The sequence below is a fragment of the Umezawaea beigongshangensis genome (assembly GCF_016464305.1).
In the GTDB taxonomy this organism is placed as follows: Bacteria; Actinomycetota; Actinomycetes; order Mycobacteriales; family Pseudonocardiaceae; genus Umezawaea_A; species Umezawaea_A beigongshangensis.
The window spans coordinates 92,872-108,040 of the sequence record NZ_JAEIOJ010000001.1 but is presented as its reverse complement, the minus strand read 5'-3'; the positions used below and the strand labels follow the sequence as shown (position 1 = coordinate 108,040).

The 15,169-nt window shown below is 71.7% G+C and carries 13 protein-coding genes and 1 pseudogene; 9 read left to right on the top strand and 5 right to left on the bottom strand.

Going from position 1 to position 15,169, the window contains the following annotated elements:
- The first annotated feature begins 134 nt into the window (after positions 1-134).
- The 7 genes from IMZ35_RS00500 to IMZ35_RS00470 all read left to right on the top strand — a co-directional run bounded on the left by IMZ35_RS00500 (position 135) and on the right by IMZ35_RS00470 (position 8,003).
- Positions 135-1,106 (top strand): hypothetical protein, encoded by a 972-nt coding sequence (locus IMZ35_RS00500; RefSeq protein ID WP_199438858.1) that lies wholly within the window; start codon positions 135-137, stop codon positions 1,104-1,106.
- 160 nt (positions 1,107-1,266) lie between these two features.
- Positions 1,267-1,878, top strand: a complete 612-nt coding sequence (locus IMZ35_RS00495; RefSeq protein WP_199438857.1) for an ANTAR domain-containing response regulator — start codon at positions 1,267-1,269, stop codon at positions 1,876-1,878.
- 645 nt (positions 1,879-2,523) lie between these two features.
- Positions 2,524-3,750 (top strand): branched-chain amino acid ABC transporter substrate-binding protein, encoded by a 1,227-nt coding sequence (locus tag IMZ35_RS00490; RefSeq protein WP_307867613.1) that lies wholly within the window; start codon positions 2,524-2,526, stop codon positions 3,748-3,750.
- A gap of 74 nt (positions 3,751-3,824) precedes the next feature.
- Positions 3,825-4,742: a branched-chain amino acid ABC transporter permease gene (locus tag IMZ35_RS00485; RefSeq protein ID WP_199438856.1), complete on the top strand. Its 918-nt coding sequence runs from the start codon at positions 3,825-3,827 to the stop codon at positions 4,740-4,742.
- The gene (locus tag IMZ35_RS31610; RefSeq protein WP_199438855.1) at positions 4,739-6,460 is read left to right on the top strand and encodes a branched-chain amino acid ABC transporter permease; all 1,722 of its coding nucleotides are present in this window, start codon (positions 4,739-4,741) and stop codon (positions 6,458-6,460) included. The genes IMZ35_RS00485 and IMZ35_RS31610 overlap by 4 nt, the downstream gene beginning before the upstream one ends.
- Positions 6,457-7,293 carry an ABC transporter ATP-binding protein gene (locus IMZ35_RS00475; protein WP_307867611.1) on the top strand — a complete coding sequence of 279 codons (837 nt, stop codon included), beginning with the start codon at positions 6,457-6,459 and terminating at the stop codon, positions 7,291-7,293. Before IMZ35_RS31610 ends, IMZ35_RS00475 begins: the two co-directional genes overlap by 4 nt.
- Positions 7,290-8,003, top strand: coding sequence for an ABC transporter ATP-binding protein (locus IMZ35_RS00470; RefSeq protein WP_199438854.1), 714 nt, complete (start codon positions 7,290-7,292; stop codon positions 8,001-8,003). The genes IMZ35_RS00475 and IMZ35_RS00470 overlap by 4 nt, the downstream gene beginning before the upstream one ends.
- A 65-nt stretch (positions 8,004-8,068) precedes the next feature.
- Here IMZ35_RS00470 and IMZ35_RS00465 read toward each other — a convergent pair whose 3' ends face one another.
- Positions 8,069-8,506 (bottom strand): hotdog fold thioesterase, encoded by a 438-nt coding sequence (locus tag IMZ35_RS00465; RefSeq protein WP_199438853.1) that lies wholly within the window; start codon positions 8,504-8,506, stop codon positions 8,069-8,071.
- Positions 8,507-8,558: 52 nt separating this feature from the next.
- Here IMZ35_RS00465 and polA point away from each other — a divergent pair, with 52 nt between their 5' ends.
- Both polA and IMZ35_RS00455 read left to right on the top strand, forming a co-directional pair.
- Positions 8,559-11,243, top strand: a complete 2,685-nt coding sequence (gene polA / locus IMZ35_RS00460; RefSeq protein WP_307867609.1) for a DNA polymerase I — start codon at positions 8,559-8,561, stop codon at positions 11,241-11,243.
- A 236-nt stretch (positions 11,244-11,479) separates the two neighbouring features.
- Positions 11,480-12,073 (top strand): P-loop NTPase family protein, encoded by a 594-nt coding sequence (locus tag IMZ35_RS00455; RefSeq protein ID WP_199438852.1) that lies wholly within the window; start codon positions 11,480-11,482, stop codon positions 12,071-12,073.
- Between the two features lie 7 nt (positions 12,074-12,080).
- Here IMZ35_RS00455 and IMZ35_RS00450 read toward each other — a convergent pair whose 3' ends face one another.
- From IMZ35_RS00450 to IMZ35_RS00435, 4 genes and pseudogenes are all read right to left on the bottom strand, one after another.
- Entirely contained in the window at positions 12,081-12,695 is a 615-nt protein-coding gene (locus IMZ35_RS00450) for a CE1759 family FMN reductase (RefSeq protein WP_199438851.1), read from the bottom strand.
- 62 nt (positions 12,696-12,757) lie between these two features.
- Positions 12,758-12,931 (bottom strand): annotated as a pseudogene (locus IMZ35_RS00445) (TetR/AcrR family transcriptional regulator); the annotation flags it as partial.
- Positions 12,932-13,173: 242 nt separating this feature from the next.
- A complete protein-coding gene (locus IMZ35_RS00440) occupies positions 13,174-14,103 on the bottom strand; it encodes a GNAT family N-acetyltransferase (protein WP_199438850.1) in 930 nt (309 codons plus the stop codon).
- A 54-nt stretch (positions 14,104-14,157) separates the two neighbouring features.
- Entirely contained in the window at positions 14,158-15,024 is an 867-nt protein-coding gene (locus IMZ35_RS00435; protein WP_199438849.1) for a class I SAM-dependent methyltransferase, read from the bottom strand.
- Between the last annotated feature and the right edge of the window lie 145 nt (positions 15,025-15,169).

The window sequence follows — 15,169 nt, the reverse complement described above, 5'->3', positions numbered from 1 at the left end:
AGCCACTCCCCGGCGGTCGAGTGGCAGATCCGCCGAGGGGTTGGGGCACCCCTGCTCGACGACGAACTTCCGACGACGACGCCACTCGTGCGCGTCCTCCTTCGCCGAGCCGGGCGGCGGGAACGAGGACACCGGTGTCTCGAACGTCCCTGACCGATCAGCTCGTCGACCTCCGCCGTGCCCGCACCGGCGAGAACCCCAGCCAGGCCGTCCCCGCGGTGCGCGCCGCGCTGGCCTCCCTGTCGGCCGACGACCGCGCCGCGCTGGTCGCGGCGCTGCGCGACGGCGTGCCCGTGTCCGACCGGATCGCCGACGCGCTGCTGCCGGCGGCCACCACGACCGCCCAGCGCGAGCTGGAGGCGCGCGTGCTCCAGGCGGTGAGCGACTCGGCCGGCTACCTGCACCTGCGGCCACCGGCGAGCATCACCCGGTCCGCGCACGCCGTGGCCGCGGTCCAGCTCGACGGTCCCGTGGTGCGGCTGCACCCGGCGCCGCTGGCCGTCGGCCCGCTGCTCTACGAGCTGCTGCCCCGGACCGAGGCGGGACAGCTCCTCGGACTGCCCGGCCTGCGCTCCCGGCAGCACCCCCGCTCCGCCGAGCTGTTCCTCGTCCACGAACCGGGCGCGTCCGTCGTGCTGGCCGGGGTGGACGCGACCGGCTGGGAGGCGGCGCAGAGGTACGTGCGCGCGCTGCTGGAGCACCGCGGGGTGCCCACCGAGCGGATCACCGGCCCCGCGCTGACGGCCGCCGAGCGCGCCCACCTCGCCGAGCACGGCGCGGTGGCGGGCCCGGCGGACGCGGGCAGCGCGCTGCTGCGCCGCGTTCACCTGTTCGCGGCGGCCCCGTGGCTGCGGGTGTGGGGCACCGACGGGCAGTGGTGGCTGGACCGGCCCGGCGACGACGACCCGGCCGGGACCGCCGACCGCCTCCTGCACCCGGTGTTCGGGCTGCCGGGGTTCGGCCGGTCGGTCGACGGCCCGGACGTGGTGTCGCTGTCCGACGGGGCCACGACCGTCCACCTGCGAGCCGTGCAGGCCCCGGACCCGGTGCTGGACGAGCGGATGGCGGCCCTGCGCTGGCCGCGGGAGTACACCCCCTGGGAGTGACTCCGGACGCGGGGCTCGACGCTGCGACGTCGGCGTCGTGAGTCGTGCTCACCATCACGGCGGACACGGATGGTGAGCACCGCTCACGCAGGTAGACTGCGCTCTCGGCCTGACGCGACCGTGTCAGGCGTGGCGCAAGATCCCCGTCAGGAGAACCCCGGTGACCCAACAGGCTGCCGAGGCCCAGCCGGAGGCCCAGGTCGTCCAGCGTCGCGTGCTCGTCGCCGAGGACGAGGCGCTCATCCGCCTCGACCTCGTGGAGATGCTCCGCGAGGAGGGCTATCAGGTGGCCGGTGAGGCCGCAGACGGCGACGAGGCCGTGAAGCTGGCCACCGAACTCCGTCCGGACCTCGTGATCCTCGACGTCAAGATGCCCAAGGTCGACGGCATCGAGGCGGCGTCGGTGATCGCGGGCGGACGCATCGCTCCGGTCGTGATCCTGACCGCGTTCAGCCAGCGCGACCTGGTGGAGCGGGCTCGTGACGCCGGCGCGATGGCGTACCTGGTCAAGCCGTTCCAGAAGCGCGACCTGATCCCGGCCATCGAGCTGGCGATGAGCCGCTTCTCGGAGCTGCAGGCGCTGGAGAACGAGGTCGCCGGTCTCACCGAGCGGCTGGAGACGCGCAAGGTCGTCGAGCGCGCCAAGGGTCTGCTGATGAGCAAGCAGGGACTGTCCGAGCCGGAGGCCTTCCGCTGGGTCCAGCGCACCGCGATGGACCGCCGCACGACCATGAAGGCCGTCGCGGAAGCCGTGATCGAGAACTTCGGCTGATCCACCCGCGTTCCGGGTCGTCGCGGCCGGCAGCTCCGGCCGCGCCGCGACGAGCCGGGGCGCGCCCCTCTTCCGCACCTCCACGACGTGCTCGCCCGCCGGTGCCCGGCCGAGGCCGATGAGCACCGGGTGGTGCCCTCCCCACCCCGCGCGCCCCTTCGCCGCCGATGCGGCCGACCACGAGCGCGACGCCGTCCGCGCCGTCTGCGCCGTCCGCGTCGTGCCTCTCTGCGCGCGGCGCGTCTCGCCCCACCTCCCCGTCCACGCCGTCGGGCCACGTCCGCGGACGGTCGCGAACCGGGTGCGCGGGCGATGCACCTCACAGCGCGGACGGCACTCAGCACACCTCCAGTCCTGGGATGATGTGACCAGTGCTTAATGTTCGTTAACAAGACGGCGCGTCCGCGTGTGCTAATCCGCCGCGCATTGACCGCCGACAATCACGAGTGATCGCCTGTGACTGTCCGTAGCGATCCTCAAGAAAACCATAACGCCGAGTTGCGTTATGGTCACGAGCCCTATCGTCGTGATGACTGCGCCCCTCTTCATCGCCTACGTTCCGCCCCAACCCTCACTAGACGGGTGTAAGAGCGGTACGCGGCGAACTCGCGTCCGCGAGGAGCTGGGATCAAGGAGGGGACTCACGTGCGCAAGCACTCTGTGAAGTCCGCAGCGATCGTGGTCGGCGTTCTGCTCGTCGCCGCGTGCAGCACGAACAAGACCGAGGGTGGCAGCACTGCCGGTGGCAGCTGCGACACGTCGAAGGGCACGCTGACCGTCGGCGTCATCGCCCCGCAGTCCGGTGGCCTGTCGGCCCTGGGCCTCGGCATCAAGAACTCGGCCCAGCTGGCCGTCGACGAGGCCAACGAGAAGTGCACCGTCAAGGGCTACAAGCTGGCCGTCGACACGCAGGACGACGAGGCGAACCCCGCCAAGGGCGCGCAGGCCGCCACGAAGCTGGCCTCCGACACGAGCGTCGTCGGCGTCATCGGCACCCTGAACTCGTCCGTGGCGCAGACCGTGCAGCCGATCCTCTTCGAGAAGAAGATCGTCCAGGTCTCCCCGGCGAACACGAACCCGTCGCTGACCCGCGGTGAGAACTTCGCCACCGCCCCGGCGCGCGCCTTCGCCAACTACTTCCGCGTGTGCACCACGGACGACCTCCAGGGCCCGTTCGCCGCGGACTACCTGGTCAACGACGCGGGCAAGAAGAAGATCGCCATCATCACCGACGGCAAGACCTACGGCGAGGGCCTGGCGACCGAGTTCGCGGCTCGCGTGAAGGCCAAGGGCGGCGAGATCGTGGCCCAGGAGAAGGTCGGCGAGAAGGACACCGACTTCGCCGGTGTCATCTCCACGATCAAGGCCGCCAACCCCGAGGCCCTGTACTACGGCGGTGAGTACCCGCAGGGCGGCCCGCTGAGCAAGCAGCTCAAGGACGCCCAGCTCAACATCCCGCTGATGGGCGGCGACGGCATCTTCGACGGCAAGTTCATCGAGCTGGGCGGCAAGGACGGCGACCTCGCCACCTCCGTGGGCGCGCCGACCGAGTCGCTCCCGAGCGCCAAGACGTTCGTCGACGCGTACAGCGCCAAGAAGTACAGCGACGCCTACGGCGCGTACGGCGCGTTCTCCTACGACGCGGCCAACGCGATCATCGCCTCGCTCGCCACCACCCTCGGTGACGGCGGCGAGTGGTCCGAGGACAAGCGCGACGCGCTGATCGAGGCCGTCGGCAAGTACTCCGCCTCCGGCGCCACCGGTGACGTCGCGTTCGACGAGTTCGGCGACAGCACCAACAAGGTGCTGACCGTCTACCAGGTCACCGCCGGTGCCTGGAAGGACGCGAAGACCGGGGAGTTCGCGGGCTGATCACGACTACTGGGCACTAGTCAGACCACGGCGGGGGCGAGCATCGCTCGCCCCCGCCGCCTATGGAGGTAGTCGTGTCTATCCTGCTTCAACAGCTGGCCAACGGCGTGGTCCAGGGCGGGTTGATCGCCCTGATCGCCCTCGGCTACACGATGGTGTACGGCATCATCCAGCTGATCAACTTCGCGCACGGTGAGATCTTCATGGTCGGCGCGTACGGCTCGCTCGCGACCTACACCTGGCTCCTCCCGCAGGGGATCAAGGACAGCTGGGTGCTCAGCCTGCCCCTCATGCTCCTCGGCGGCGTGGTCGTCGCCGTGGTGATCGCGCTGATCATGGAGCGCTTCGCCTACCGGCCCCTGCGCAACGCGCCCCGCCTCGCCCCGCTGATCACGGCGCTCGGCATCTCGGTGGCGCTCCAGGAGGCCGTGCGCACGTTCTACCCCGACGCGACGTCCGCGCTGCGCTTCCCGCGCGTGTTCGCCGAGGGCAACCTGGCGCTCGGCCCGATCAGCGTGCCGTGGTCCGGCGTGCTGATCATCGTGGTGTCGATCGTCCTGTCCGTCCTGCTCCAGGTCTACATCAACCGCTCCCGCATGGGCCGCGCGATGCGCGCCACGGCGCAGGACCCGGACACCGCCAAGCTGATGGGCGTCAACCCCGACCGGGTGATCGTCTTGACCTTCGTGCTCGGTGCGGCGCTGGCCGGCGTGGCCGGTCTGCTCTACGGCAGCTACATCACCAACGTCAACATCGACATGGGCTTCCAGACCGGCATCTTCGCGTTCACCGCGGCCGTTCTCGGGGGTGTCGGCAGCATCCGCGGTGCGGTGATCGGCGCCTTCATCATCGGCCTGGTCAAGACCATCGGTGGCCAGTACATGCCCGGCGGCACCCAGTACGACTACGTCTGGATCTTCGTCGTGCTCATCCTGGTGCTGGTGTTCCGGCCCCAGGGCCTGTTCGGCGAGCCGGAAAGGGTGCGCGCGTGAACAAGGTGTCCAACATCGTCCGGCCGTTCGCCCGGCCGCTGGTACTCGTCGGCGGTGTGCTCCTGATCGTCGCGGCGCTGCTGCCGTGGGCGACGTTCGTCCTCAACGAGGGCCCGTACCCCGACAAGGCGACGCTCCAGTTCTTCGACGCGCCCTTCGCGGTCACCGGCTTCCGGTTCCACCTGCTGCTGCTCGGCCTGCTCGTGCTGATCGCCTCGTTCGCGCCCGTGCCGAGCCGGGCGCGCGTGCTGCGCGCCCTGGGCTGGGGCGGCCTGCTCGTGTCGGTCATCAGCGGCCTGTTCATCACGATCGAGGGCGGTGGCCTCGGCGCCATCACCGCGGCTGACGGCGCGACCGCGTTCGGCGCCCTCGTCGGCCTGGTCGGTGGCGCCGCGGTGATCCTCGGCGCGATCGCCCTCGGCGTGGAGCCCCCGGCCCACTGGACGCTGAAGCTGCCGACCGCCGCCGCCTACGCGGTGCTGGTCGTGGTGTTCGTCCTGGTGCTGCTGGGCGTCTCGCTGGTGCTCACCGCGGGTGGTCAGGGCGGTGCGGCGAACCCCTACGCGGGTCCGCTGTTCCTCGCCTTCCTCGGCTTCGCCGCCGGTGCCATGGCCGCGCTCAGCGCGACCGGAGCGATCCGCTTCGTCTCCGAGCTGTCGGAGAAGCACCGGATCTTCAGCGTGGTCGTGCTGCTGCTCTGCGCGCTGCTGCTGCCGTTCACCGACGCCGGTTCCGAGTACTGGATGACCGTCGCGGCGAACATCGGCATCTACGCCGCCACCGCCATCGGCCTCAACATCGTGGTCGGCCTGGCGGGTCTGCTCGACCTCGGCTACGTGGCGTTCATGGGGATCGGCGCGCTCGTCGCGGCGAACTTCTCCGGCGCGGCCGCTGCCGCGTTCGGCGTGCACCTGCCGTTCCCGGTCGCCGCGGTGATCGCGGCGGTCGTCGCGGGCATCTTCGGCGCCATCGTCGGCTCGCCGACGCTGCGCGTGCGCGGCGACTACCTCGCGATCGTGACGCTGGCGTTCGGCGAGATCTTCACCCGCTCCGCCCAGAACAACATCGGCGGGCTCACCAACGGCGCGAACGCCATCCCCGGCATTCCGGCGCTGAGCCTGTTCGGGGCCGATTTCAACAAGTCGTTCACCCTGGGGTCGATCAAGCTCCCGGCGGGCGTGCTCTACTACGTCCTGATCGTGCTGCTGGTCGCCCTCGTCATGACGGTGTTCGCGAACCTCAAGTTCAGCCGCATCGGCCGCGCGTGGATCGCCATCCGCGAGGACGAGGACGCGGCCCGCGCCATGGGCATCCGCACCGGCCAGGCCAAGATCCTCGCGTTCCTCGTCGGCGCCATGCTGGCCGGCCTCGCGGGCGCGGTCTTCGCGCACAAGAACGGCACGGTGTCCTACGAGAGCTTCAAGTTCCTGGAGTCGGTCACCCTGCTCGCCGCGGTCATCCTCGGCGGCATGGGCTCGATCCCCGGAGCGGTCCTCGGCGCGTCGCTGCTGTTCGTGCTGCCGGAGAAGCTCCGCGAGTTCAGCGAGTACCGCCTGCTGATCTTCGGTCTCGCGCTCGTGCTCATCATGCGGTTCCGCCCGCAGGGCCTCGTGCCCGACCGGCACCGCAGGGCCGAGCTGGCCGACGAGGACGTCGGCGGCGCCCCGGTCGACGAGGTGCACGAGGTTCCCGGAGCCGTGAAGGAGGCCAAGGCGTGAGCACGCCAGTGCTGGAAGCACGCGACGTCTCGATGGTCTTCGGCGGCCTGAAGGCCCTGAAGAACGTCTCGTTGCAGCTGGAGGAGGGCAAGATCCTCGGCTTGATCGGTCCCAACGGGGCTGGCAAGACGACGTTCTTCAACTGCCTCACCGGGCTCTACACGCCGACCACCGGCAGCGTCCTGCTCAAGGGCACGACGCTGCCCGGCGACCCGGCGAAGGTCACCACCGCGGGCGTCGCCCGCACGTTCCAGAACATCCGGCTGTTCCCCAGCATGACCGTGCTGGAGAACGTCCTGGTGGGACGGCACGTGCGGATGAAGCAGGGTCCGCTGGCCTCCCTGTTCCACGGTCCCGCCTACCGCAAGGGCGAGAACGCGGCCAAGGAGCGCTCGCGGGAGCTGCTGGAGTTCGTCGGCCTGTCCGGGCTGGAGGACGAGCTGGCGCGCAACCTGCCCTACGGCGACCAGCGCCGCCTGGAGATCGCCAGGGCACTGGCGACCGACCCGGCCGTGCTGCTGCTGGACGAGCCGACCGCCGGCATGAACCCGCAGGAGACCGAGGCCGCCAGGCAGCTCATCTTCGCGATCCGCGAGACGGGCGTGTCGGTCGTGGTGATCGAGCACGACATCAAGTTCATCTTCGGCCTCTGCGACCAGGTGTCCGTCCTCGTGCAGGGCGAGCTGCTGGTCGAGGGCACGCCGGACGTGGTGCGCGGCGACCCCAGGGTCGTCGAGGCGTACCTCGGCAAGCCGCCGGACGAGGTCGAGGCCGAGGTCGCGAGCGTCGTCGAGGAACAGCAGCACCGCGGTGCGCAGGAGGGGCAGGCATGAGTCCGCTGCTCGAGGTCCGCAACCTCAGCGTCGCCTACGGCGCGATCGAGGCCGTCCGCGACATCTCGTTCACCGTCGAGGCCGGTCAGATCGTCAGCCTCATCGGCAGCAACGGCGCGGGCAAGACCACGACGCTGCGGACCATCTCCGGTCTGCTGCGTCCCGCCTCCGGCGAGATCCTGCTGGAGGGCGAACCGATCCACGCGCAGCCCGCGCACGCCATCCTCGGCGCCGGCGTCGCCCACTCCCCGGAGGGGCGGCGGCTGTTCCCGCGGATGACCGTGGAGGAGAACCTCCAGCTCGGCGCCTACGTCCGCAAGGACGACGGCGTGGAGAAGGACATGCAGCGCGTGTACGACCTGTTCCCCGTGCTCGGCGAGCGCAGGCACAACAAGGCGGGTCTGTTCTCCGGTGGTGAGCAGCAGATGCTCGCCATGGGCCGCGCGATGATGTCGAAGCCCCGGCTGCTCATGCTCGACGAGCCCTCGATGGGCCTGTCGCCGATCATGACCCAGCTGATCTTCGACACCATCAAGGAGCTCAAGGAGCAGGGCACCACGATCCTGCTCGTCGAGCAGAACGCCCTCGCGGCGCTCGCGCTCTCCGACCAGGCGTACGTGATCGACCTGGGCCGCACGACGCTCCAGGGCCCCGGCCACGAGCTGCTGGCCGACCAGCGGGTCCGCGACGCCTACCTCGGCGAGAGCTGAGCGGTTCGCGGAGCACGAGGCCGCCGCACCCGATCGGGTGCGGCGGCCTCGTGCGTCCGGGGGGATCAGCCGCCGGGCGGGGTGTCGCGCAGCACGCAGGTCAGCCGCGCCGTGCAGACCCGCTTGCCCTCCTCGTCGCTGATCACGATCTCGAACGTGGCCGTGGAGCGGCCGACGTGCAGCGGTGACGCCACACCGGTCACCAGGCCGGAGCGCGCCGCCCGGTGGTGGGTGCACGACAGCTCCAGCCCCACCGCGATCCGGCCGGGACCGGCCGCCTCGAAGGAGGCCAGCGAGCCGAGCGTCTCCGCGAGCACCGCGCTCGCGCCCCCGTGCAGCAGTCCGTAGGGCTGGCGGTTGCCCGCCACGGGCATGGTGCCGACCAGCTGACCGTTCTCCGATCGGGTGATCTCGATGCCGAGCTTGTCGACCAGTTGCTCGGCCGCGAACTCCGGGTTCGTCTCGGCCTCGTAGCGGGTCGCGGTGTGGTTCGGGACGGTCACCGGCACCTCCGGTCGGTTCAGCGCTGTCGGTGGCCCACCCTAGACTCGCCCCGTGACCTCCTCCGCAGCCAGCGCCGGGCAGAAGCTGCTCCTCGTCGACGGCCACTCGATGGCCTACCGCGCCTTCTTCGCGCTGCCGAAGGAGAACTTCCAGACCAACACCGGCCAGACCACCAACTCGGTCTACGGCTTCACCTCGATGCTCATCAACCTCCTGCGCGACGAGCGGCCCACCCACGTGGCGGTGGCGTTCGACGTCTCGCGCACGACGTTCCGCACCGAGCAGTTCGCCGAGTACAAGGCGAACCGCAGCGCGACGCCGGACGAGTTCAAGGGGCAGGTCAGCCTCATCAAGGACGTGCTGGGCACGCTGTCGATCCCGTCGCTGACGAAGGACAACTTCGAGGCCGACGACGTCATCGCCACGCTCACCACGCAGGCCGTCGAGCAGGGCTTCGAGGTGGCGATCTGCACCGGCGACCGCGACGCCCTGCAACTGGTGAACGACCACGTCACCGTGCTCTACCCGGTCAAGGGCGTGTCGGAGATGGCCCGGTTCACCCCGGAGTCCGTGCTGGAGAAGTACGGCGTCACGCCGACCCAGTACCCCGACTTCGCCGCGCTGCGCGGCGACCCCTCCGACAACCTGCCGAAGATCCCCGGCGTCGGCGAGAAGACCGTCACCAAGTGGATCCAGCAGTTCGGCTCGCTCGCCGCGCTGGTGGACCGGGCCGACGAGGTGAAGGGCAAGGCGGGCGAGGCGCTGCGGGCGAACCTGTCCCACGTCCTGCTCAACCGGCAGCTCACCGAGCTGATCAAGGACGTCGACCTGCCCGTCGGTCCCGCCGACCTGGACGTCCGGCCGTGGGACCGCGACGCGGTGCACCGGCTGTTCGACGAGCTGGAGTTCCGCGTCCTGCGCGACCGGCTGTTCGCGACGCTGTCCACCGCGGAGCCCGAGGCGGAGGACGGCTTCGAGGTCACCGGCGGCGCGATCCCGGCGGGCGAGCTGGAGGCCTGGCTCGCGGCCCACGCCCGCGGCGGCCGGGTCGGCCTGGCGTTCCGCGAGTCGGGCGGCGACCTGGAGGGCGTCGCGCTGGCCGCGTCCACCGGCGAGGGCGGCTACGTCGAGGTGCGGCAGCTGTCCGAGGCCGACGAGCGCGCGCTCGCGGCGTGGCTCGCCGACGCCTCGGTCGCGAAGGCGGGGCACGAGCTCAAACTTCCCCTGCGCCGCCTGCGGGCGCGCGGCTGGGTGCTGAACGGGCTGACCAGCGACACGGCGCTCGCCGCCTACCTGGTGCGGCCGGGCCAGCGCTCGTTCGCGCTGGACGACCTCGCCCTGCGCCACCTGTCGCGCGAGCTGCGGGCGGAGGAGGCCGACACCGGTCAGCTCTCGCTGCTCGCCGACGAGGACGAGGAGTCGCGGAAGGCCGCCACCGGCGCCATCGTGCGCGCCCGCGCCGTGGCCGAGCTGGCCGACGCCCTGGACGAGGAGCTGGTGCGGACCAACGGCACGCGCCTGCTGGCCGAGCTGGAGCTGCCGCTCGCCGGCGTGCTCGCCGACCTGGAGAACGTGGGCATCGCGATCGACGCGGAGCACCTGGCCGCGCTGGAGGCGCACTTCGCCGCCGGGGTGAAGCAGGCCGCGCAGGACGCCTACTCGGTGATCGGCAAGGAGATCAACCTCGGCTCGCCCAAGCAGCTCCAGGTGGTGCTGTTCGACGAGCTGAACATGCCGAAGACGAAGAAGACCAAGACCGGCTACACCACCGACGCCGAGGCGTTGCAGAACCTGTTCGAGCACACCGAGCACCCGTTCCTGCAGCACCTGCTGGCCCACCGCGACGTCACCAGGTTGAAGTCCACGGTGGACGGCCTGCTCAAGTCGGTGGCCGACGACGGCCGCATCCACACGACGTTCCACCAGACGATCGCCGCGACCGGGCGACTGTCCTCGACGGACCCCAACCTGCAGAACATCCCGATCCGCACCGAGGAGGGTCGCCGCATCCGCGAGGGGTTCGTCGTCGGCTCCGGCTTCAGCGAGCTGATGACGGCCGACTACAGCCAGATCGAGATGCGCATCATGGCGCACCTGTCCGGTGACGAGGGCCTGATCGAGGCGTTCCGCAGCGGCGAGGACCTGCACACCTACGTGGCGGCGCAAGCGTTCGCGGTGCCGACCTCGGAGGTGACGGGGGAGCAGCGCCGCCGGGTCAAGGCGATGTCCTACGGCCTGGCCTACGGCCTGTCGGAGTACGGCCTGGCGCAGCAGCTGCGGATCTCCGCCTCCGAGGCGCGCGAGCAGATGGAGGCGTACTTCTCCCGCTTCGGCGGCGTGCGCGACTACCTTCACTCGATCGTGGAGGAGGCGCGCAAGGTCGGCTACACCGAGACGATCCTGGGCCGCCGCCGCTACCTGCCGGACCTCAACAGCGACAACCGGCAGCGCCGCGACATGGCCGAGCGCATGGCGCTCAACGCGCCGATCCAGGGCAGCGCGGCGGACATCATCAAGGTCGCGATGCTCGACGTCTACACGGCGCTGGAGGAGTCCGGCCTGCGCAGCCGGATGCTGCTCCAGGTGCACGACGAACTCGTGCTGGAGGTCGCGGAGGGCGAGCGCGAGACGGTGGAGGCGCTGGTGCGCGAGCACATGGGCCACGCCTACCCGCTCACCGTCCCCCTGTCGGTCTCGGTCGGCGTGGGCCGCTCCTGGGACGCCGCAGCCCACTGACCCGCGAGTTGAGCGTTCGAGCACCGCGAGTTGAGCTTTCGCGTCCCGAGCGGAGCGCTCGGGGTGCCCGGGAGGCGGAGCCGGGGCAGCAGGACGAGCCGTCGGGCGCACGACCGCACCCGCACGGCCCCTTCGCCGGCGGCGGGAACGGCAGGCCGGCGACGCACCTGTTCTGCGGCGGCCGGATGCTCCCGCGCGTCGGGAGGGGCCGCGCGAGCGGGCGGTAGCCTGACCGCGTGCCGCTGCTCGGACCCGCAGATCCGCTGCCCCACCCGCCCCGGCGGGTGCTGGTCGCGGGCAGCACCGGGGCGGGGAAGACCACGCTGGCGAAGGCCCTGGCGGGCCGGATCGGCTCGCCGCACGTGGAGATGGACGCGCTGTACCACGGCCCCGGCTGGGTGCCGCGCCCCGAGTTCCTCGACGACGTCGCGGTCCTCGTCGGCCGCCCGGCCTGGATCACCGAGTGGCAGTACTCGCGGGCCCGCCCGCTGCTGCTGGAGCACGCCGACACGATCGTGTGGCTCGACCACCCCTTCCGCACGGCGATGCGTCGTCTCGTCGTGCGGACCGTCGTCCGCCGGCTCCGGCGGACCGTGCTGTGGAACGGCAACGTCGAACCGCCGCTGCTGACCGTGTTCACCGACCCGGAGCACCTGCTGCGCTGGGGGTGGAAGTCCCACGGCCGGGTGGCCGACAAGCTCACCGCCGTGCTCGCGAGTGAGCACGGGCCGCGTCTGTCCGTCGTGCGGCTGCGCGGTCAGCGCGAGGTGGACGCCTGGCTCGCCGGTCCGCTGCTGCGGGCGGCGCGAGCGGGTGAGGGGTCGGTCTGACGCGCGGTCAGCCGCGTGCGATCAGCTGGTCGAACGGCACGAAGTCGTCGAGCTCGCCGGTGCCGGACGCGGGTGCGGACCGGTCCAGGAGACCGGCGAACTCGGCGGCGGCCCGGTCGATCCGGTGCAGCAGCGACCGCTCGTCGGTGCTGTTGTCCCAGTCCTCGGAGGCGGCGAACACGGCCGTGGGCACGGTCAGCGTGCGCAGGTGGGCGAACAGCGGCCGCATCGCGTGGTCGACGGCCAGCGAGTGCCGCGCCGAACCGGCCGTGGCTCCGAGCAGCACGGGCTTGCCGGTCAGCGCACCGGGCTCCAGCACGTCGACGAAGGACTTGAACAGGCCGCTGTAGGACGCGGTGAAGATCGGGGTGACGGCGATCAGGCCGTCCGCGCCCACGACGCGGTTGACGGCCTCGCGCAGCCCGCCGGTCGGGAAACCGGTGAGCACGCTGTTGGTCACGTCGTGCGCGAGCTCGCGCAGCTCCACGTGGTGCGTCTCGACCTCGACTCCCCGCTCGGCCAGGGCGCGCGCGGTCGCCGCGGCGAGCCGGTCGGCCAGCACGCGGGTGGACGACGGGACGCTCAGTCCGGCGGAGAGCACCGCGAGGCTGCGGGTGGTCATCTGAGCTCCTCCTGTGGCGCGACGAGTTCATGCGTTTGCATAGAACGCCGTCCTGTCGCCGATCATTCCCCCGCGGCGGGGCGCAGTCCCCGCACCAGGACCAGCACCGACTCGCGGACCTCGGCGCGACTGCGCTCCGGCTGGAGGACCTGCCGGTCCAGCGCGATCACCAGCAGCGTGCCGAACAGCGCCGCCGCCGTGCCCACCTCGACGTCGGCGGGCAGCCGTCCCGCGCTCGCCGACCAGCTTCTGCTCGGTCGCCGCGGTGCGTGCCGGGCGCGGCGAGCGGGTGCCAGCACGAGTTCCGGCTTCAGCCGGGACGGGGTCCGCGCCCGCCGCTCGTACGCGGCGAGCGTCGAGCACGCGAGCCCCGGCGCCGGGTGACCGGTCGGGACGGCCACGTCGCGCCCCACCCCGCCGGGGTCGCCGCCGTGGACGAGGTGCCGCAGCCCGTGACCTCGCAGAGCGGACGAACCGGTCAGCGCAGGGCCGACGCCGGCCGGACCTCCCAGACGGTCCACAGCGGCCGGTAGCCCTGGCGGATCCAGAACACCGAGGACAGCGGGTTCGGCTGGTTGTAGTAGAGGTACGTGCCCGTCGCGCCCATCCGGCGCAGCTCGCGGTGGGCGTGCGCCACGAGCTGCTGCCCCACGCCGGACCCGCGCGCGCCCGGCAGCACCGACACGCAGTTCAGGTAGCCCCAGCGGCCCCGCGGCAGTCGCGACCCGGCCCAGGTCGTCGGATCGGCGTCGGTGATCGCGCACTCCGCCAGCGCCACGGCGATGCCGTCCCGCTCGGCCAGCCAGATCGGCGCGTTCGCGCGCAGCCGCTCGCCCAGCGTGCGCCGCTTCAGCTCCACCGCGTCCGGGCGCAGCACCGTCGCGCCGACGAGCGAGGAGTACCGCAGCTCCGCCAGCGCCAGGTCCACCACGGGGCCGAGGTCGGCGGGTCCGGCCCGGCGGATCGTCAGCGTGGGCGCCCGCTCGGGAACGAGCGGGACGCCGCGCCGCACGGCGATCGTCGACAGCGGCACCAGACCGTGGTCCAGCAGCGCGCGCGTCGCCTCGACGTCACGGCTCGGCCAGGTCACCACGGCCGCGCTGTCCGTCCCCGGCGGCGGGACGCGGTCCAGCCGGTGCCGCCACGCCCGCAGCAGCGTGTGCATCCCCACCAGTCCCGCGCCGCCGAGCAGCGGGTGCAGCTCCCGCACGTCGCTGGCCGACCACAGCCGCACCACGGAGCCCGGCCGGTGCACGTGGTGGGTGATCACGCCGGCCACCCTGGAGCCGTCCGGCACGGCGGCGGTGACCACGTCGCCGTCCGGGGGCTCGGGACACGCCGGGAGCAGCGGGTCGAGCGCGGCGAACCGCGCGGACTGCGCCTCGACCAGGCCCCGCCCCACCATCATCGCCGTACCGACCTCCGCGCCCCGACCGTCCCCGTCGGGACAGCACGGTACGGGTCAGCGCTTGCGGCAGGAAAAGATCGCCGTACCGGGGAACAGCCGTCCGCGCAGCGGGCTCCACTGGCCCCAGCCGCGCGTGTGGCCCTCCGGCCACTCCGGCTCGATCAGGTCGACGAGCTCCATCCCCGCCGCCACGACCTGCCGCACGAAGTCACCGGTGGTGCGGTGGTGCTCGACGTAGGTCGCCCGCCCCGCGTCGTCGACCTCCACGTAGGGCGTGCGGTCGAAGTAGGAGTTCACGACGGTCAGCCCGGCCGGTCCCGGATCGTCCGGGAAGATCCACCGGATCGGGTGAGTCACGGCGAACACCCACGGCGCACCGGGCCGCAGCACGCGGGCCACCTCGCGCATCACCGCGCCGGAGTCGGCCACGAAGGGCACCGCGCCGAACGCCGAGCACGCCGCGTCGAAGGTCTCGTCGCCGAACGGCAGCTCGTCCGCGCTCGCCTGCACCAGCGGCACGGAGATCCCGGTGCTCGCGTTGCCCGCGACGGCGTGCCGCAGCATCCCGGCGGAGATGTCGAGCGCGACCGGCTCCGCACCGTTGACGCGCAACCACCGCGCGCACGGGGCCGAGCCGCAGCCGACCTCCAGCACGCGCTTGCCCGCGACGTCGCCGAGCAGGCGCTCCTCCTCCTCGCGCAGGCCCTCCGGGCACCAGCGGAAGTCCGCCGCGCCCAGGAAGTCACCGTGCTCGGAGAGGTAGTCGTCGGCGTCGGCGTCCCACCAGATCCGGCTCGCCGCCCGCGACTCGGCGGCGTCGGCGTCGCGCTTGACGATGCCCGTGGTGCCGAGCGCCAGCTCCGCGCTCGCGTGCCGGTGGTCCGCGGTGGCCGTCGAGGAAGATCCCGGCTGGTTGGACACACTGCTCCTTCAAGGGGACCGGTTTGCCCGGTGGTCGTCGAGGCACGTACGATATCGCCCGCGTAGTGGGTGTGCCCTGCCCATGATCCAGGAATGCCGGAACACAGGTCACTGTTGCACGGTGTGCTCACTGCGTGTGAACACC

Coding starts and splice junctions, on each gene's coding strand:
- IMZ35_RS00470 (WP_199438854.1), top strand. CDS start 7,290: ATGAGTCCGCTGCTCGAGGTCCGCAACCTCAGCGTCGCCTACGGCGCG.
- IMZ35_RS00450 (WP_199438851.1), bottom strand. CDS start 12,695: ATGACCACCCGCAGCCTCGCGGTGCTCTCCGCCGGACTGAGCGTCCCG.
- IMZ35_RS00440 (WP_199438850.1), bottom strand. CDS start 14,103: ATGATGGTGGGGCGGGGCCTGGTCGAGGCGCAGTCCGCGCGGTTCGCC.